General features: G+C 69.6%; 16 protein-coding genes. 13 read left to right on the forward strand and 3 right to left on the reverse strand.

Annotated features, from left to right (window positions below; translation table 11 throughout):
- Positions 1-24: 24 nt before the first annotated feature.
- From AB0H43_RS19755 to AB0H43_RS19770, 4 genes are all read left to right on the forward strand, one after another.
- Positions 25-456, forward strand: a complete 432-nt coding sequence (locus AB0H43_RS19755; RefSeq protein WP_360000952.1) for an NfeD family protein — start codon at positions 25-27, stop codon at positions 454-456.
- 1 nt (position 457) lies between these two features.
- Complete coding sequence (locus AB0H43_RS19760; RefSeq protein WP_360000954.1) at positions 458-1,522, forward strand: SPFH domain-containing protein; 1,065 nt, start codon at positions 458-460, stop codon at positions 1,520-1,522.
- Positions 1,523-1,692: 170 nt separating this feature from the next.
- Entirely contained in the window at positions 1,693-2,496 is an 804-nt protein-coding gene (locus tag AB0H43_RS19765) for an RNA methyltransferase (RefSeq protein ID WP_360001666.1), read from the forward strand.
- 22 nt (positions 2,497-2,518) lie between these two features.
- Positions 2,519-4,270, forward strand: coding sequence for a PucR family transcriptional regulator ligand-binding domain-containing protein (locus AB0H43_RS19770; protein WP_360000956.1), 1,752 nt, complete (start codon positions 2,519-2,521; stop codon positions 4,268-4,270).
- Positions 4,271-4,383: 113 nt separating this feature from the next.
- Here AB0H43_RS19770 and AB0H43_RS19775 read toward each other — a convergent pair whose 3' ends face one another.
- A complete protein-coding gene (locus tag AB0H43_RS19775) occupies positions 4,384-4,872 on the reverse strand; it encodes a GNAT family N-acetyltransferase (protein WP_360000958.1) in 489 nt (162 codons plus the stop codon).
- A gap of 142 nt (positions 4,873-5,014) precedes the next feature.
- Here AB0H43_RS19775 and AB0H43_RS19780 point away from each other — a divergent pair, with 142 nt between their 5' ends.
- The 8 genes from AB0H43_RS19780 to AB0H43_RS19815 all read left to right on the forward strand — a co-directional run bounded on the left by AB0H43_RS19780 (position 5,015) and on the right by AB0H43_RS19815 (position 14,363).
- On the forward strand, positions 5,015-6,316 hold the full coding sequence (locus AB0H43_RS19780; RefSeq protein WP_360000959.1) for an aspartate aminotransferase family protein: 1,302 nt from the start codon (positions 5,015-5,017) through the stop codon (positions 6,314-6,316).
- Positions 6,313-7,809 carry a CoA-acylating methylmalonate-semialdehyde dehydrogenase gene (locus tag AB0H43_RS19785; RefSeq protein ID WP_360000961.1) on the forward strand — a complete coding sequence of 499 codons (1,497 nt, stop codon included), beginning with the start codon at positions 6,313-6,315 and terminating at the stop codon, positions 7,807-7,809. Before AB0H43_RS19780 ends, AB0H43_RS19785 begins: the two co-directional genes overlap by 4 nt.
- A 384-nt stretch (positions 7,810-8,193) precedes the next feature.
- Positions 8,194-9,138 (forward strand): MurR/RpiR family transcriptional regulator, encoded by a 945-nt coding sequence (locus AB0H43_RS19790; protein ID WP_360000963.1) that lies wholly within the window; start codon positions 8,194-8,196, stop codon positions 9,136-9,138.
- Entirely contained in the window at positions 9,135-9,287 is a 153-nt protein-coding gene (locus AB0H43_RS19795) for a hypothetical protein (protein ID WP_360000965.1), read from the forward strand. The genes AB0H43_RS19790 and AB0H43_RS19795 overlap by 4 nt, the downstream gene beginning before the upstream one ends.
- Before the next feature lie 20 nt (positions 9,288-9,307).
- Positions 9,308-10,735 carry an N-acetylglucosamine/diacetylchitobiose ABC transporter substrate-binding protein gene (gene ngcE / locus AB0H43_RS19800; RefSeq protein ID WP_360000967.1) on the forward strand — a complete coding sequence of 476 codons (1,428 nt, stop codon included), beginning with the start codon at positions 9,308-9,310 and terminating at the stop codon, positions 10,733-10,735.
- A gap of 18 nt (positions 10,736-10,753) precedes the next feature.
- Complete coding sequence (locus tag AB0H43_RS19805; protein ID WP_360000969.1) at positions 10,754-11,668, forward strand: sugar ABC transporter permease; 915 nt, start codon at positions 10,754-10,756, stop codon at positions 11,666-11,668.
- Between the two features lie 138 nt (positions 11,669-11,806).
- Positions 11,807-12,604, forward strand: coding sequence for a carbohydrate ABC transporter permease (locus tag AB0H43_RS19810; RefSeq protein ID WP_360001668.1), 798 nt, complete (start codon positions 11,807-11,809; stop codon positions 12,602-12,604).
- Positions 12,605-12,686: 82 nt separating this feature from the next.
- Complete coding sequence (locus tag AB0H43_RS19815; protein ID WP_360000970.1) at positions 12,687-14,363, forward strand: bifunctional 3'-5' exonuclease/DNA polymerase; 1,677 nt, start codon at positions 12,687-12,689, stop codon at positions 14,361-14,363.
- A 234-nt stretch (positions 14,364-14,597) separates the two neighbouring features.
- Here the strand turns inward: AB0H43_RS19815 and AB0H43_RS19820 are convergent, their stop codons facing one another.
- Positions 14,598-15,419 (reverse strand): metal-dependent hydrolase, encoded by an 822-nt coding sequence (locus AB0H43_RS19820; protein ID WP_360000971.1) that lies wholly within the window; start codon positions 15,417-15,419, stop codon positions 14,598-14,600.
- A 125-nt stretch (positions 15,420-15,544) separates the two neighbouring features.
- Positions 15,545-17,389, reverse strand: coding sequence for a chorismate-binding protein (locus AB0H43_RS19825; RefSeq protein ID WP_360000973.1), 1,845 nt, complete (start codon positions 17,387-17,389; stop codon positions 15,545-15,547).
- Positions 17,390-17,749: 360 nt separating this feature from the next.
- Here AB0H43_RS19825 and AB0H43_RS19830 point away from each other — a divergent pair, with 360 nt between their 5' ends.
- Positions 17,750-18,709, forward strand: a complete 960-nt coding sequence (locus AB0H43_RS19830) for an ATP-binding protein (protein WP_360000975.1) — start codon at positions 17,750-17,752, stop codon at positions 18,707-18,709.
- Positions 18,710-18,739 lie beyond the last annotated feature (30 nt).

The following is an 18,739-nucleotide window of genomic DNA, read 5'->3' on the forward strand; positions in this document are numbered from 1 at the left end:
GCTCCGGCATGCCACGATCATGCTGTGGAGAGTTGGGGATGGTGGCTGATCGCCACCGGAGCGCTCGTCGTCGGCGAGCTCTTCATGGGCGACTTCGTGCTGCTCATGCTGGCCGCGGGCGCGGCCGCCGCGGCTCTGGCCGGTGTGCTGGGGCTCGGTGTCGTGGGCGAACTGCTGGTCTTCGCGGTCGTGTCGGGGCTCGCGCTGTTCTTCGTGCGGCCGTGGATCAAGAACCGGTTCTATCGCAGCTCACACCAGGTCAAGATCGGCGTCTCGACCATCCTCGGCTCCGAGGCGGTCGTCATGGAGCGGGTCGACGTCGAGAACGGCCAGGTCAACCTGAGCGGTGAGCTGTGGCGGGCGCGGCCCTACGACGCCTCCCGGGCGTACGAGCCGGGCGAACGCGTCCGCGTGATCGAGGTAGACGGAGCCACCTTGAAGGTGGGGAAGGACTGACATGGACAACCCAGTCACGGTGTTTCTGTATCTCGTCATCGGGATCGTCGCGCTGATCGTCGTCATCACCCTGCTGCGCTCGGTACGCCAGGTGCCGCAGCAGCGCAACGACGTCGTCGAGCGGCTCGGCAAGTACCACCGGACCCTGACGCCCGGCCTCAACATCCTGGTGCCGTTCATCGACGCCGTACGCACCAAGGTGGACCTCCGCGAGCAGGTGGTCAGCTTCCCGCCGCAGCCGGTGATCACCTCCGACAACCTCGTGGTCTCCATCGACACGGTGCTCTACTTCAAGGTCGTCGACCCGGTGAAGGCGACTTACGAGATCGCCAACTTCCTCCAGGCGATCGAGCAGCTGACCGTCACGACGCTGCGTAACGTCATCGGCTCGATGGACCTCGAGCGTGCTCTGACCAGCCGCGAGGAGGTCAACCGGCACCTGTCGGTCGTCCTCGACGAGACCACCGGCCGCTGGGGCGTCAAGGTGACCCGGGTCGAGATCAAGGCGATCGAGCCGCCGCCCAGCATCCGCGACTCGATGGAGAAGCAGATGCGGGCCGAGCGGGACCGCCGCGCGGCCATCCTGACCGCCGAGGGTCACAAGCAGTCGCAGATCCTCACCGCCGAAGGTGAGAAGCAGGCCGCGGTGCTCCGCGCCGACGGTGAGCGGCAGGCTCGCATCCTGCAGGCGGCCGGTCAGGCCAAGGCGATCGAGACGGTCGTCAGCGCCATCCACGCCGCCGACATGGACAGCACCGTCATGGCGTACCAGTACCTTCAGGCGCTGCCGCAGATCGCCCAGGGCGCCTCGAACAAGCTCTGGATCGTCCCGGCCGAGCTGAGCCGGGCCCTTGAGGGCATCAGCAACGCCTTCGGCGGGCTCCACCCGCCGGTTCCGGCGTCGGAGCGCCCGGCGCGTCCGGCCGCGACCGTGGACACCACCGAGGTCGTCGAGGCGGCCCAGAAGGCGGCGGACGAGGTCGCCAAGATCGAGGACGAGGCGAAGGCGGCCGGCGAGGCGGCCTCCGGGCAGACCCCGCCGACCGGCGAGGCCCCCAAAGCCTGACACGCTGACGCCTCAGGCTTCTGCGCTGGATCAGGCTTCTGCGCTGGATCAGGGTTCCGGGTCGTATCTTGACCCAAGATTCGACCGAGAACCCTGATCCGGCGGGCAACGAACGAGCGCGGGTCCGCCACGGCGGCCCGCGCTTTCCGCGTACCGGGCAGAATGGCGGCGTGGAGCTGATCACCGACCCGGCCGACGAGCGCATCGCCGACTATCGGGCGCTGACCGATCTGGAGCTGCGGACCCGCTGGGAGCCGCCGAACGGATTGTTCATCGCCGAAGGGGAACTCGTCCTGCGCCGGGCGCTGGCCGCCGGCTACCGGCCGCGGAGCGTACTGGTGGAGGCGAAGCGGGCCGGGCAACTGGCCGACCTGGCCCAGGGCGGCCTGGGGGAGGCCGCGGTCTACGGCGCGGACGCCGCCCTGCTGCAGCAGATCACCGGCTTCCACGTGCACCGCGGCGTGCTGGCCAGCTTCCACCGCAAGCCGCTGCCGAGCGTCGCCGAGGTGCTCGCGCAGGCCCGGCGGGTGGTGGTCCTCGAAGACATCAACAATCACACCAACATCGGCGCGATCTTCCGGGGCGTGGCCGCGCTCGGCATGGACGCCGTGCTGCTCTCGCCTACCTGCGCCGACCCGCTCTACCGGCGCAGCGTACGGGTCAGCATGGGCGAGGTCTTCGCCATCCCGTACGCCACCCTCGACCCCTGGCCGCAGGGGCTCGACGTGCTGCGTACGGCCGGGTTCACGGTGTTGGCGATGACCCCGGCGGCCGACGCCGTCTCGCTGCACGAGCTGACCGCCGACCAGCGCCGGAGACCCGCGCTGCTGTTGGGAGCGGAGGGGCCGGGGCTGACCGCGGAGGCGCTCAAGGCGAGCGACGCCCGGGTGGTCATTCCGATGCACCGGGGCGTCGACTCGCTCAACGTGGCCGCCGCGACCGCCGTCGCCTGCTGGGAGCTGACGAGGCCATGACCGGCCGCAGGACGGTGATCGCATGACCGCGCCCGGATACCCGACCGTACGCGAGGTCGTCGCGCTCGACGCGATGCAGGTCGGGTCGCCGCGCGTGGTCGCCGGGGCCGAGCACCTCGACCGGGCGGTCCGCTGGGTGCACTCCTCGGAGGTGCCTGACATCGCCAGTCTGCTCCGGGGCGGGGAACTGGTGCTCACCACCGGGATCGGCCTGCCGGCTGACGACGACGGCATCCGGGCGTTCATCCGGGAGCTCTCCGAGGTGGGCGTGTCCGGCCTGGTGGTCGAGCTGGGCCGGCGCTATCCCTCGACGGTTCCCCGAGTGATGGCGACCGCGGCCGAGAAGCTCGGGCTGCCCCTGGTCGAGCTGCGGCGGCCGACTCCCTTCGTGCAGATCACCGAAGCCGTCCACGCCCGGATCGTCGACGCCCAGCTGACCGAGCTGCGGGCGACCGAGGAGATCCACCAGCGGTTCACCGAGCTGAGCGTCGAGGGCGCCGAACCGGCCGAGGTCGTGCACCAGGCGGCGCAGCTGTCCGGCTGCCCCGTGGTCCTGGAGAACCTCGGCCGTAAGGTCCTCGCCTTCGACGCGGCCGGCGGTCGTGCCGAACCCCTCCTGGACGGCTGGGAGCAACACTCCCGCCAGGTACGCGTGACCGGCCGGACGGGCTTCGACCGGGACGCGGGGTGGCTGGTCACCATGGTCGGCGCCCGGGGGCAGGACTGGGGCCGGCTGCTGCTGCGCTGGTCGGCCGACGGACCGCCGCCGACCCGGCTGACGATCCTGCTGGAGCGGGCCGCCTCCACGCTCGCCCTGGGCCGGTTGATCCGGCGCGACGAGGAGGGGCTGGAACGGCAGTTGCACGGCACGCTGCTGGCCGCCCTGCTCGACCACAGCCTGCCGGTGGACGAGGTCGCCCTGCGGGCGAGGGCGCTCGGGGTGACCGTCGACCGGCGACGGCTCATCGGCGTCGTCATCCGGCCCCTGTCCGGCCGGGGAGACTTCGCCAACCGGGGAGACCTACCGAACCGGGGGGATCTGTCGAACCGGGCCGACCCCTCCAACCGGGGAGACCTGTCCCGTCGGGCTGATCTGTCCCATCGGGCGGATCGGGACGGGGAGAAGAGCGACGTCACCGCCGCCCAGGCGCGGCTACGCGATCTCGCCGACGCCGCGACGCAGGGCGTACGCGAGGCGAAGCTGGCCGGGCTGACCGGGGTGCTCGACGACCACGTGGTCGGAGTGCTGCTGGCGGTGAAGTCCGCCGCCGACGAGGATGCCGCGCTGGAACGGTTCGCGACGGCGTTGCGCCGGGGGCGGGAGGAGGTCCTCGTCGCAGCGGGGTCCGGTGTGGACAGTCTGCGGGAGGCACGCCGGTCGCTCGTGGAGGCCCGTCAGGTCGCCGACGCCGCCCGGCATGACACCCCCAGCTCCGTACCGGTGCTGCGACTGCCGAACGTCGGGCTGGCCGGGCTCCTGCACCTGCTGCGGGACGAGCCCCGGTTGCAGACCTTCGTCGAACGGCAGCTCGGGGCGTTGCTGGCGTACGACGCGAAGCATCCCCGCGACCCGCTCCTGCCGACGCTGCGGATCTACCTGGAGTCCGGGCGCAACAAGTCCATCGCCGCGTCCGCCGCGCACCTGTCGCGGCCGGCCTTCTACGAGCGGTTGGCACGGATCGGCCGGGTCCTCGGCGTCGACCTCGACTCGGTCACGGCGTGCCTCTCGCTGCACGTCGCTCTCCTGGCGTGGGAGGCGATCCGCTCGGAGTAGCCGAGGCGCGGCCCAGGAGTGCAGGCCAGGGTCATGCGGCTCACGAGCAGGCCAGGGTCACGCGGCCCGGGAGTGCAGGCCAGGGTCACGCGGCCCGGGAGTGCGGGCCAGGGTCAGAGGTCGCGGGCCATCCACTCGATCCGCAGGTCGGGGTGCGAGTGCAGCGGCTCGAACTCGCCGAGCGAGGTGAAGCCGTGCCGCAGGTAGAGCTTGCGGGCGGTCTCGTTGCCCTCGGTGACGCCGAGGCGGATGCGAGGGAAGCCCTTCGACCGGGCCCAGTCGAGCGTGTCGGTGACCAGCGCGCCGGCGATTCCGGTGCCGCGCATGTCCTCCTCGACCCACATGGCGAGGATCAGCGGCTCGGTGAACTCGGGAACCTCGGCGCAGGCGATCTGCCCCGCCGGTACGCCGTCGAGGTAGCCGATGCTGCGGACGGCGTCGTCGCCGCGCTCGAGCCACCAGCGGTGCCAGTAGTGATCGTCGGCCCCGGCGGCGTTGGCGTACGTCTCGCCGTAGGCCGTGGGCGCGAGCCGCAAAGCGTTCAGGCGCAGGGCTTTCCAGGTCTGCCAGTCGTCGAGCGTGGTCCGCCGGATCTCGATCACGGTCCGACCCTATCCGGGGCCGGCCGGGCAGGGCGAACGGGTTACCGGCACCGTTTGTCCGCCCGACGCTGTGTCATTCAGCACGGCCGACGCCTGACATCCTGTTCGTTGCGTCCGACCGGGGCCGATGGGACTCTGTGGCATGACCACCACCGACGATCTGCTCGCCCGGCATCGGGCCGTGCTACCCGCCTGGATCAGCCCGTTGTACGCCGAACCGATCGAGCTGGCGTCGGGATCGGGCTGCCGCGTGACCGACGCGTCCGGGCGTACCTATCTGGACTTCTTCGGGGGCGTGCTCACCACGTCCATCGGCTACGACATCGCCGAGATCTCCGACGCCGTACGCCGTCAGGTCGACACCGGCATCGCGCACTCCTCGACGCTGTACCTGATCCGCAAACAGGTCGAACTGGCGGAGAAGATCGCCCGCGTCTCCGGTATCCCGGACGCGAAGGTGTTCCTGGCCAACTCGGGGACGGAGGCCAATGAGACGGCCCTGCTGCTGGCCACCCAGCTCCGGCGCAGCAACCAGATCCTGGCGATGCGCAACTCCTACCACGGCCGCAGTTTCGGCGCCCTCGGCGTCACCGGCAACCGTGGCTGGGCCGCTTCGTCGCTGACCCCGGTCAACGTCAGCTACCTGCACTCCGGCGACCGCCTGCGGGGTCTGTTCGCCGGGCTCTCCGACGCCGAGTACATCGCCAAGGCCGTCGAGGATCTGCGTGAGGTGCTGGCCACCACGACCAGCGGCGACGTCGCCTGTCTGATCGCCGAGCCGATCCAGGGCGTCGGCGGGTTCGTCGCGCCGCCGGACGGCTTCTTCGGCGCGCTCAAGGAAGTCCTCGACGAGTACGGGATCCTGTGGGTCTCCGACGAGGTGCAGACCGGCTGGGGGCGTACGGGTGAGCACTTCTGGGGCTACCAGGCCCACGACGCCGTCCCGGACATGCTGACCTTCGCCAAGGGCATCGGCAACGGCTACGCTCTCGGCGGCGTCGTCGCCCGGGCCGAGGTCATGGACTGCCTGACCGCGACCTCGTTCAACACGTTCGGCGGCAACCCGATCTCCAGCGCGGCCGGCGCGGCCGTCCTCGACTACATCCTGGATCACGATCTGCAGGGCAACGCGGCTCGCGTGGGCGAGGTGCTGCACCGGGGACTCCGCGAGATCGCCGCCGCCTCCCCGATCGTCGCCGACGTCCGGGGCCGGGGTTTGATGCTCGCCGTCGAATTCGTCGAACCCGGGACGCTGACCCCGTCGCCGCGCGCGACGTTGGGCGTCCTGGAGGAGTGCAAGGCCGCCGGGCTGCTGGTCGGCAAGGGCGGTCTGTACGGCAACGTGATCCGCATGGGTCCGCCGCTCACCCTGACCGAGGCGGAGGCCAAGGAGGGCCTGGGCATCCTGGCGCACGCGATCGAGACCGTGGGGGCCGCGCGATGAGGCACGTCAAGCACTACGTCGCCGGCAAGGACTGGGAACGACCGGGTGGCGCGGCCCGCCGGGGCGATCTCTACGACCCGGCCACCGGTGAGGTCACCGGGCACGTCGACTTCGCCTCCACCGCAGACGTCGGCGCCGCGGTCACGGCCGCCGCCGAGGCGTTCCCGGCCTGGCGGGACGCCTCCCTCGCCAAGCGCACCGCCGTCCTGTTCGCGCTGCGCCAGCTCGTCCACGAGCGGCGCGGGGAACTCGCCGCCGCGATCACCGCCGAGCACGGCAAGGTCCTCTCCGACGCCGCCGGGGAGGTGCAACGCGGCCTCGAGGTCATCGAGTACGCCTGTGGCATCCCGACCGCCCTGAAGGGCGGCTTCAGCGAGAACGTCTCCACCGGAGTGGATTCGTACTCGATCCGCCAGCCGCTGGGCGTCGCCGCGGTCATCTCGCCCTTCAACTTCCCGGCGATGGTGCCGTTGTGGTTCGTGCCGATCGCGATCGCGGCGGGCAACACGGTCGTCCTGAAACCGTCGGAGAAGGACCCGACGGCGTCCACCCTGCTCGCCGCGTGGTTCAGCGAGGCCGGGCTGCCCGACGGCGTACTGAACGTCGTGCACGGCGACAAGGAGGCCGTCGACGCGCTACTCGACCACCCCGACGTGAAGTCGGTGTCGTTCGTCGGCTCCACTCCGATCGCCCACTACGTCTACGAGCGCGGGACGGCCAACGGCAAACGCGTACAGGCGCTGGGCGGGGCGAAGAACCACATGGTGGTGCTGCCCGACGCCGACCTCGATCTGGCGGCCGACGCGGCGGTCAGCGCCGGATTCGGCTCGGCCGGCGAACGGTGCATGGCGATCTCGGTCGTCGTCGCGGTCGAGCCGGTGGCCGACGAGCTGACCGCCAAGATCACCGAACGCATGGCGCAGATCCGCACCGGCGACGGCCGCCGTGGCTGCGACATGGGCCCGCTGGTCACCCGGGAGCACCGTGACAAGGTCGCCGGCTACCTGGAGGCGGGCGTACGTGAGGGCGCGACGCTGGTCGTCGACGGGCGCGGCGTCGAGCCGGACGGCGACCGGGCCGGCTTCTGGCTCGGCCCCACCTTGTTCGACGACGTCCGGCCGGAGATGTCCATCTACACGGACGAGATCTTCGGACCGGTTCTCTCGATCGTCCGCGTCCGGACGTACGAGGAGGCGGTCGCGCTCGTCAACGCCGGCCGCTACGGCAACGGCACGGCGATCTTCACCAACGACGGCGGGGCCGCCCGGCGGTACCAGCACGAGGTCGAGGTCGGCATGATCGGGGTCAACGTCCCGATTCCGGTGCCCATGGCGTACTACTCCTTCGGCGGGTGGAAGGCGTCGCTGTTCGGCGATACGCACGCCCACGGCGCCGAAGGCGTCCACTTCTTCACCCGCGGCAAGGTGGTTACCAGCCGCTGGCTCGACCCCTCGCACGGTGGGGTGAATCTGGGGTTCCCCACCCAAAGCTGATCATCATCCCGATCATCCTCGGCGTCCGGTTCACGCGGTTTTGTGTGGACCGGACGCCGTTTTCATGGGCGATATTCTTACCAAAGCGCTGTCCGAAAGATCCGATTACCAATCCGGTACGCCGCCCGCCCCCATCCGCCGGGCCATCGACGACAGTGACCTTGGTCTCCCGCATTCGCCCTGGTAGACGTGGCCGTGGCCGGTGTCACTGTGGCATGATCGGCCGGGCTCACCCCGGCGTCGCCTAGATAACGGGTTGGAAAACTTTCCTCAACTACTTGACAAGGTAGCGGTTGTAGTAAGAACTTTTACCAACAACAGTAAACACTCCTGCGTATTAGTTGGGCTTCGAGCCGAAGGGGAATGCCGCTCATGGATGGCGAGGTGACGGTCAGCACGGGACAGCCCGTGTCGGCCACCGTCGTACCCGCGGCCCGGAGCGCCGACGGCGAAGCCGAGAGCCTGCTCACGCGCATCCGCTCGCAGCTTCCGGAGTTCACGGGGGCGTTGCGGCGGGTGGCCGATCATGTTTTGGCGGATCCGGCGGCGGCGGCGCGGGCGACGATCGTGGAGTTGGCGGAGCGTAGTGGGACGTCGCCGGCGACGGTGACCCGGTTCTGCCGGGCGTTGGGTTTCGACGGGTACGCGGATCTGCGGTTGGGGATCGCGGGGGAGACCGGGCGGTTGGCTCGGTCGGCCGGGTGGCAGGTCGACATCGGGCGGGAGATTCAGCCGACGGATCCGTTGGAGCGGGTGTTGTCGCAGTTGATGGCGGCGGACACCCTCGCGATGCGGGATACGGCGGCGCGGATCGATCTGGGTGCGGTGGAGCGGGCGGCGGACGCGATCGCGGCGGCGTCGCGGGTGGACATCTACGGGGCGTCGGGTAGTGCCCTGGTGGGTGAGGAGCTGCAGTTCTCGTTGCATCGGATCGGGATCGCGGCGTGGGCGTGGACCGACATTCACAACGGGTTGGCCAGTGCGGCGCTGTTGGGTCCGGGTGATGTGGCGTTGGGGATCTCGCATTCGGGGCAGACCCGGGAGACGATCGAGATGATCGCCGAGGCGGGCAGCCATGGTGCGACGACGATCGCGTTGACCAGCTTCCCGCGTTCACCCCTGGCCGACGTCGCCGACTTCGTGCTGTTGACGGCGACCCAAGCGACGACGTTCCGCCCGGACGCGTTGTCGGCGCGGCATCCGCAGCTGGTGGTGCTGGACCTGTTGTACATCGCGGTGGCGCAGCGCACGCATGAGCGCTCGCACGCGGCCTTTCAGCGTACGGCGCGTGCGGTGGAGGCCCATCGGATCAAGGAGGTCGCCGAATGAGGAACCTCCAGACAGTCTTCGACGCGGCGCTGACGCCGCACCGCGTCGAGGTCCCTTCGGGGATGTGTTTCATGACCGTCCTCTCGGGGACGAACGCCAACCCTTACCTCGAGTCCCGGTGGACCGGACGTCTCCGGCCCATCGCCTGACCCGTACCGAGGAGACAAAGATGTCCAACTCCCCCTCTGAGCTGAACCGCCGCACGGTTCTGCGCCGTGCCGCGGTGGCCGGCGCGCTCGCCGTGCCCGCCGTCAGCTTCCTGGCCGCATGCACCGACGACGACAAGGGCGGCGACACCGGCGGCGCGGCCAAGTCCCCGACCAACCCGTTCGGCATGAAGGAAGACGCGACCGTCGAGGTCGTCATCTTCGACGGCGGCTACGGTCAGAAGTACGCGACCGACGGCCTGGAGCCGAACTTCAAGGCGGCCTGGCCGAAGGCGACCGTCAAGCACACCGCCACTCAGGACATCACGGCGCTGCTGCAGCCGCGGTTCCAGGGCGGCAACCCGCCGGAGTTCGTGAACAACTCCGGCACGAAGTCGATGGACTTCGGCGCCCTGGTGGCCGACGAGCAGCTGGCCGACCTGACCGAGCTGTGGGACGCCCCGTCCGTCGACGACCAGGCCAAGAAGGTGCGTGACACCGTCTTCTCCGGCACCGTCGAGGCGGGTTCCTTCAACGGCAAGCCGTTCGTGCTGTACTACGTGTCGACCGTGTTCGGCATCTGGTACTCCGGCAAGCTCTTCAAGGACAACGGCTGGGAGGCCCCGAAGGACTGGGCCGGCTTCCTCGCGCTGTGCGAGAAGATCAAGGCCAAGGGCATCACGCCCTACGGCTACGCCGGCGCCAACGCGGCGTACTACCAGTGGAACGTCATCCTGACGCAGGCCGCGAAGATCGGCGGCGCCGACATCCTCAAGAACATCGACAACCTCGAGGACGGCGCCTGGACCAACGACGCCGTCGTCAAGGCCGCCTCCGCGTGGGGCACCCTGGCGTCGAAGGGTTACATCAACCCGGCGTTCGAGGGCCTCAAGCACACCGAGGTGCAGCTCCAGCAGAACCAGTACAAGCTGGCGATGTACCCGTCGGGCGACTGGCTGGAGGGCGAGCAGGCCGCCACCACGCCGAAGGACTTCGAGTACCAGCTGACGCCGGTCCCGGCGTACGACGGCTCCGACAAGCTGTCGCCGGCGGCGGTCCGCTCGGCGGCCGGTGAGGGCTACTTCGTCTCGAAGTCGTCGGCCAACAAGGCGGCCGGTCTGGAGTTCATGCGCCAGATGCTCTCCAAGAAGAGCGCTCGCGCGTTCACCGAGATCACCGAGGCGCACGCGCCGACCGTGGTCGCGGGCGCGTCGGACGGCTTCGCCTTCCCGGCGGGCGTCAAGAGCTCGCAGGCGGCTCTCGCCGCGGCGGGCAAGGATGTCGTTACCCTCTTCTTCGACGGTTGGTACCAGGACCTCGACAAGGAGGCCCGGGCCGCCACCAACGAGCTCATGTTCGGCCGCATCGACGGCAAGGCGTGGGGCGAGCGGATCCAGAAGAAGGCGGACGCCATCAAGAAGGACGCGTCCATCACCAAGTTCAAGCGCTGATTTAGGAGCGTTGGGGTCATGCGGCACGGCAAGTACCCGTTCGTGGCGGGCTTTCTCTTCCTGCCGGTCCTCCTGTATGTAACGTTCGTCATCTATCCAACGTTGCGAACGTTCTACATCTCGATGACCGCGTGGCGAGGCTTTGCGGTTCCGCCGAGGTGGATCGGCTTCGACAACTACAAGCAGTTGTTCGACGACGACCGCTTCTGGCAGGCCATCACGCATCACCTCGAGTTGCTTGTCGCGCTGCCACTGATCACCATCGCGATCGCCCTGTTCTTCGCGTTCCTGTTGAACGTGGGCGGTGGCTCCAAGGGTGGCGTGCGGACCGGGGTCTGGGGGTCGAAGTTCTACCGGGTGGTGTTCTTCCTCCCCCAGGTCCTGGCCGTCGCCATCGTCGGCGTGATGTTCCAGACGGTCTACCGTCCGGACAACACCGGCCTGGTCAACGGGGTGCTCACCAAGATCGGGCTGGACCCGATCGCCCTGCTGGTCAACAAGAACACCGCGTTGTGGTCGATCATGTTCGTCGCCATCTGGCAGGCGGTCGGCTTCTACGTCGTGCTCTTCTCGGCGGGGATGTCCAGCATCCCCGCCGAGATCTACGAGGCCGCCGAGCTCGACGGCGCCTCCCGCTTCTCGCTGTTCTTCCGGGTCACGCTGCCGCTGCTGTGGGACACGATCCAGGTCGCCTGGGTCTACCTCGGCATCGCCGCGTTCGACTTCTTCGCGCTGGTCAACGTGCTGGCGCAGGACGGCGGTTACGGCGGTCCGGACGGAGCGACCACGACACTGGCGACCGAGCTGTACTACGCGGCGTCCAAGAGCAAGCTCGGCTACGCGTCGGCGATCGGTGTCGTCCTCTTCTTCTTGACGCTGACCTTCGCCGCGCTGACACTGCGTGTCACCAAGCGCGAAACCATCGAGTACTGAGTGGGAACCGCGATGACGACGAACACCACCCCCGCACAGGACCGCAGGCCGGCCTCCGCGAGCCCGGCCGCGCTGACGACGGCCGGCCGTCAGAAGCGGGAGATCCGTTTCTTCTCCCGGCTCAGCAGCCTTTCGCTGATGATCTGGTCGGTCATCATCCTGGGTCCGCTCCTCTGGGTCTTCCTCTCCTCCTTCAAGTCGCCGGAGGAGATCTTCAGCAGCCCCTGGACCCTCCCGTCGAAGCTGCGGTGGGACAACTGGGAGCGCGCCTGGAACACCGCGCACATCGGCACCTACATGCTCAACAGCGTGATCGTGGTGGCCATCAGCACCTTCGGCACGATGCTGCTCGGCTCGATGGCCGCGTACGTGCTCGCGCGGTACAAGTTCTTCGGCAACCGCTTCATCTACTACCTGTTCGTCTCGGGCCTGGCCTTCCCGGTCTTCCTCGCGCTGGTGCCGCTCTTCTTCGTGGTACGCGACCTGGGCCTGCTCGGCACCAAGACCGGCCTGATCCTCGTCTACATCTCCTACTCGCTGCCCTTCACCGTCTTCTTCCTCAGCGCCTTCTTCAAGACGCTGCCGACGTCGGTGGCCGAAGCGGCGATGATCGACGGCGCCGGGCACATGAAGCTGTTCTTCCGCGTCATGCTGCCGATGGCCAAGTCCGGTCTGATCAGCGTCGGCATCTTCAACATCATCGGGCAGTGGGCGCAGTACCTCCTGCCGCTCTACCTGATCCCGGGCGGTGAGGAGTATCAGGGCAACTGGGTCCTCACCCAGGGCATCGCCTCGATCTCCGTCGCGGCCGGCTTCAAGTCCGACTGGGGCGCGCTGTTCGCGGCGATCACCATCGCGATCCTCCCGATGATCATCATCTACGCCGTGATGCAGCGGCAGATCCAGGCGGGTCTGACCGCCGGCGCGGTCAAGTAACCCTCCGCACGTAACCCATCCCCACCGAACGAGCCGATCTCCAGCTGGGAGGTCGGCTCGTTTGTCGTACGGGGGACGCAGAATGAGCAGCGTGATCGTCGCCGTCGCACCTGACCGCTCGGGAGGTGCCGTCGTCCAGCCGCTCGGGCCGGACGGCGCCCCGACAGCGGAGCCGCGTCGCGTCGCCGATCTGGCCGCCGAGCTTCGCGCCCGGCCCGAGGCGCGCTGGGTGTGGCCGAGCACGGAGTCGGCCTACCCGGCGATCCTGGACGCTGCGGTGCGCGTACCACGGTGTCATGACCTGGAGATGACCGAGGCCCTGCTCGTCGGCGCGGAGGGGGAGTGGGGTGCGCCGCGGTCGGTGGCGGCCGCGTGGGCGCGACTGACCGGTGGGCCGGTGCCCCCCGACCCTCCGGTACGCCAAGCCGCACCGCCCGGCGAAGCCCAGGAGGCCTTGTTCGGCGAGCCCAGCGGCGTCGCCGAGGCGACCATCGAGCAGGTCGCCGCGGTGTACGCAGACCAGCTGAAACGGATCGCGGCGACGGCGGACCCGGCGAGGTTCCGGATGTTGGTGGCCGCCGAGTCCGCCAGTGCTCTGATCGCCGTCGAGATGGGCCGGGCCGGGCTGCCGTGGCACGCGCCGACGCACGACGAGCTGCTCACCGATCTGCTCGGCGCGCGCCGACCGGCGGGTGGGCCGCCGCAGAAGCTGGTGGAGCTGACCGAGCAGATCTGCCACCTGCTGGCGAGCCCGGGGCTGCATCCCGATTCGCCGGCCGAGCTGCGGCGCGCGCTGCGCAAGGCGGGCATCGACGTGCCGAACACCCGGGCCTGGGTGCTCAAACAGGTGGAGCATCCGGCGATCGAGCCGATCCTGCATTACAAGGAGCTTTACCGGATCTGGACCGCGCACGGCTGGTCATGGCGGCAGCAGTGGGTACGCGACGGCCGGTTCCATCCGGCTTATGTGCCGGGCGGGGTGGTGAGCGGTCGCTGGGCGACACGGGGCGGCGGTGCGCTGCAGATCCCGGCGGTGTTACGGGCGGCGGTGCGGGCCGACCGGGGCCGTCGGCTGGTGGTCGCCGACGCCGGGCAGCTCGAACCACGCATCCTCGCGGCGGTCTCCCGCGATCCGGGGCTGTGCAAGGCCGCCGGGCCGGGCGACATCTACACCGGGCTGGAGGGGTTCGCCGACCGCGCCACCGCGAAGGTCGCCCTCCTGGGCGCGATGTACGGGCAGACCGGCGGCCAGGCCGCGCCCGCGTTGGCCGTCCTCAAAGGACGGTATCCCCGCGCCTGGGCGGTCGTGGAGGAAGCCGCGCGTACGGGGGAGAGCGGTGGCCTGGTGCGATCCTGGCTCGGCCGGACCTGCCCCCGGCCCGGCGGCGGCCCGACCGCGGGCGATCTGGCCGACGGCGAGTGGTTCAACAGCCGCGACGGCGACCTGCGTACGTCGGCCGGTCAACGGGCGCGGGGCCGGTTCACGCGGAACTTCGTGATCCAGGCGACCGCCGCCGAATGGGCGGCCACCCTGTTGGCGCTGGTGCGCTCCCGGCTGTGGGAGGTCGACGCCGAACTCGTCTTCTTCCAGCACGACGAGGTGATCCTGGACTGCGCCGACTCATGCGCCGGCGACGTCGCCGTAGTGCTGCAAGAGTGCGCCGACGAGGCCGGGCGATTGATGTTCGGGTCCACCGGCGTCCACTTCGTCATGGACGCCAAGGTGGTCGGGGCCTACTCGGACGCCAAGCCTTCCTGATCCTCGCCGGCTCTTGGCGATCTTGAACGGAAACTGCTGCTATGGCGACGTTTTCTGTTCACGATCACGCTGTGCTTGTCGATCTAGGCGAAGAACGGCGGCTATGGCGACCCTTTCTCGCCCAGATCACCTCGACGCCGCGGGCGGCGCGCACGACGAGACCCGCGCACGACGAGACCCGCGCATGGCGATGCCCGCCGCGAACGCGGCGGGCATCGGGTGTCGGGGAAGGCGTCAGATGTCGACGCCGAACCTTCGCAAGATGGCGCCACCGGCGAGCCACGCTCCGGCGCCGAACGAGATGATGATGAAGAGCGTGGAGAGCACCAGCGTCTCGACCTTGCCGCCGACCTCGACGGAGATGGAGTTCGGCACGCCGATCATGCGCCAGAGCCGGATCTTCTTGAAGCCGGTCGGGATGGGCCACAGGATGGGCACTCCGGCGCTGGTGACGATGTCGCCCATGAGGTGCACGAAACAGCCGACGCCGACGGCGAACCCGATGAGCGGATAGCCTCGGCCCGAGTCGAGGTTCTCGAAGGTGTACCAGGAGGCGGCCGCGGCAACAGCGGTGGTGATGACCCAGCCGGCCCGCTTCGCCCAGTGCTCGAAGACGCCGCGCAGCGCCAGCCCGATCATGAAGAACAGGATCGGCAGCACCGCCCACTTGCCGAAGCGCTGGCACAGGAAGCTCGCGCCCCAGCCCATCAGCACGACGAACGGCAGAGTGTGGGTGAACGTGCGGTGACCGTAGTCGCGCTTCGGGTCGTGGCTCAGCCGGGTCGCGGTGTAGATGCCGAGGGAGAGCTTCTCGATGACCTCGGAGATGAACATCGAGACCGGGCCGAACGTGTGCGCCACCGTCGCACCGCCTTGGTTGGTCGTCACCTTGCCGGAGAGGTCGAGGTCGGGCAGGAGCGCGCCACCGGCGCACATCGCGGTGCCGAGGGCCAGATAGAGCGGCGACTGGTGTGGATAGTCGAAGACCTGCTCCATCACCACGGATCCGGCGAGCCAGGTGGCGGCGCCGGAAAGCGCGTGCGAACGCCCCATCATGGTGGCTGATTCCTCCCCATTGGATGACCCCGCGATCACGGGTCGCGCACACTTTGCCAGAACACCTGTCCCAACGCAATCAGCCGGACCTCCACCTTGGAGGTCCGGCTGATGACAATTGATTTCTAGTGCACGGGCTCGACGGCCAGCAGATCGGCGATCAGTGAGGTGAGAATGCCCGGCCCGTCCTCGGTCAGCACCGATTCGGGGTGGAACTGCACTCCGGCGTACCGGGGGGCGCGGAGGGCGTGGACGAATCCGTCCGGCCCGGCGGCCAGCTCGACTCCGTCCACATCGGAGGCAATCGCGGTGAACGTCGAGTAGTAGCCGACTCGGCGTACCGTGCCGAACAGGTCGGCGTCGACCGGCAGGCCCTGCGCCGGCACCTCGCGCCGATGCAGGGTCAACCCCAGCTCCTGGGCCAGCACCTGGTGCCCGAGGCACACGGCGAGCAGCGGCTTGCGGTCCGCGAGCCGCCGCCGGATCACCCGGCGCAGCGCGGCCGCGTTGGCCAGCGCCGGGTCCCTGGGATCGCCCGGTCCCGGACCGGCCACCACCAGGTCCGCGTCGACACTCTCCAGCACCGACTTGTACGCCTGAAGCGAGACCGTCATCCCCAGCGAGCGGAGCATGTGGGCGAGCATCCCGGTGAAGGTGTCCTCGGCGTCCACGATGACGCAGGTACGCCCCTCGAACGGGCGCGCGAACGTCACCTGGGTCCGGTCGGCCAGCCAGAACGGCGAGAGCCGGTCGTTGCGGGCGGCCAGCGTACGGATCACCTCGGGATCGTCGGCGAAGCGGGCCGGGGCACCGGCTGGAGCCGCCGGCGCGGGCACGAGCCCCAGCGCCGCCAGTACGCCGGCCGCCTTGGCGTGCGTCTCGGCCACCTCGCCGTCCGGCGTGGAATCGCGTACCAGCGTGGCGCCCACCGGAACCCGGACGAGCCCGCCGCCGATCCGCGCGGTCCGGATGAGGATCGTGGAGTCGAGCCGTGGTGCGCCGGTGTCGTCGTGGTCGAGCAAAGCGACCACGCCGCCGTAGTAGCCGCGGCCGCGCTGCTCGTGGCGGGCGATGACGCGGCAGGCGTTCTCGATGGGGCTGCCGGTGACGGTGGGCGCGAACATGGTCTCGCGCAGGACGTCCCGGACGTCGAGGGAGCCCCGCCCGGCGAGCAGGTACTCCGTGTGGGCCAGGTGCGCCATCTCCTTGAGGTACGGGCCGACGACCTGCCCGCCGCCGTCCGCGACGACCGCCATCATCTTGAGTTCCTCGTCGAGCACCATCGCCAGCTCGTTGACCTCCTTGCGGTCGGCGAGGAAGCGGAGCAGACCGGCGCGGTCGGGGCCGCTCGCCGGATGACGATAGGTCCCGGAGATGGGATTCATCATGACCAGACCGGCTTCGCTGGAGACGTGCCGTTCGGGGCTGGCTCCGACGAAGAACTCGGTGCCGGTGAACACTAGGAACGTCCAGTACGCCCCGGTCTCCCGGCGCAGCAGCCGCCGCAGGCAGGCCAACGCCGTACGCCGGTCGTCGGCGACCTTCGCGAGCCGCGTGCGGTGGATGACGAAGTTGGACCCCTCGCCCCGGCCGATCTCCTCGGCGAGTACGCGGCCGACGATCTGGGCGTACTCGTCGTCGGCGATGTCGAACCCGAGGTCGTCGACGATTCCGAGGTCGTCAGGGAGGGCCGCGAGCACGTCGGGCAGCTCGGCGCGGCGGCGTTCGGCGGCGACGAGGCACAGCAGCGGTTCGCCGTCGTCCAGGGCGGCGAAGCCTCGTTCGGCGATCTGCCGATGGGGGAGGAGGGCGAGGGTGGGCGTACCGGGGTCGAGCGGGATCAGACCGGTGGACGGCGTGGTCTGTATCCGTCCGATGAGGACTTCGACGTGGTCGGCGCCTTCGCGGCGAAGCAGGGCGTATGGACGGGTGCCGTGGAGCACGTCGGCCAGGTCGGGCAGGTGGGTCATGGCGGTTCTCCCAGGCTTTCAGGGCCGCCCGGTCCGGCGTCCGCCCCCCGGAAACACCGACGGCCGCCTCACCGAGGCGGCCGCATCGTGGATGCGCGAGCTTCAGGCCGCCGGATTGGCGGGCCACCAGCTCTGTCGCGCGAACATACGGAAAAGCTAGCAGAAAGATGATCGAGACCGCGACATCTTCTGACGGTTTATGTCAGATGGTTGGCTGAGCGTCGGCTTTTCGGCCGAGCAGGGTTACCATACCGGCATCCTGCGGCCCGGGGGCGGCTCTCGCGGGGAGGGCGCCGGCCGGCCGGAGGGCGCCCATGCGCAGACACGACAACCGGAGGGGCGGCGGTCATGTTGGGGAGGTTGCGCAGCAGGCGATTCGACGCGCCCGCGTCCGATGAGGACAGCAGCGGCGCGGTCAGCCGGGGGCACGTGAACGACATCGTCGTCAACCTCGCGCGGCGCAGTCAATCGCTGGTGGAACGACAGCTCAAGGTGGTCGAGGAACTCGAACGCGACGAACGCGACCCCGAGCGCCTGGCGGCGCTGTTCCGGCTGGAACGGCTGACCGCCCGGATGCGGCGGACGAACGAGAACCTGCTCGTCCTCGCGGGCGGCTCGGCCCGGCGGCGCGGCCGGGAACCGGTGCCGTTGGCGGCGCTGGTGCTCGCCGCGGTCTCGGAGAACGAGCAATACCAGCGCGTGCGGGCTGAGGTCGAGGACGGCGTACAGGTGTCGGGCGTGGTGGCCGCCGATCTGGTCCACCTGCTCGCGGAGCTGCTGGAGAACGCGGTCGGCTACTCGCCGCCGAGCAGCGTCGTGCGCGTGACGGGGGAGCGGGTCGCGCGGGGGGCTCGCGTGACCGTCACCGATCAGGGAATCGGCATGCGTAGTGAGGTCCAGCGCGAGCTGAACGCGTTGCTCGCCGATCCGCCCGAGGTCGACGCCTCGGTCACCGAACGCATGGGGCTGGTCGTCGTCGGCCACCTCGCCGCACGGCACGATCTGCGAGTGACCCTCGCGGAGGCGGCCGGGGGCGTCCGGGCCACCGTCGAGCTGCCGGAGGCTGTCCTGGAACCCCGCAAACGCGATGTGACGGCCGCCGTCCGGCTCACCCCGGGCGAGCCGTTCGACGCCGAATCGACCATGCGCCTGCCCGCGGAGCCGGTCGAGGAACACACCATCCTGCTGCCGTCCCGGGTGCCGATGGCGAGCCTGCCGCCGTCGACCGGGCCGGAGCCCATGACGCAGCCGGTGGCGGCCGACCCCGCGACCGAACGGGTGCTCACCCGGCTCTACGACGGCTTGCGCGACACCGACTGATCGATCGGAGCACTTCATGGTGGTCGACAC

The organism is Hamadaea sp. NPDC050747, assembly GCF_040654195.1.
Classification (GTDB): domain Bacteria; phylum Actinomycetota; class Actinomycetes; order Mycobacteriales; family Micromonosporaceae; genus Hamadaea.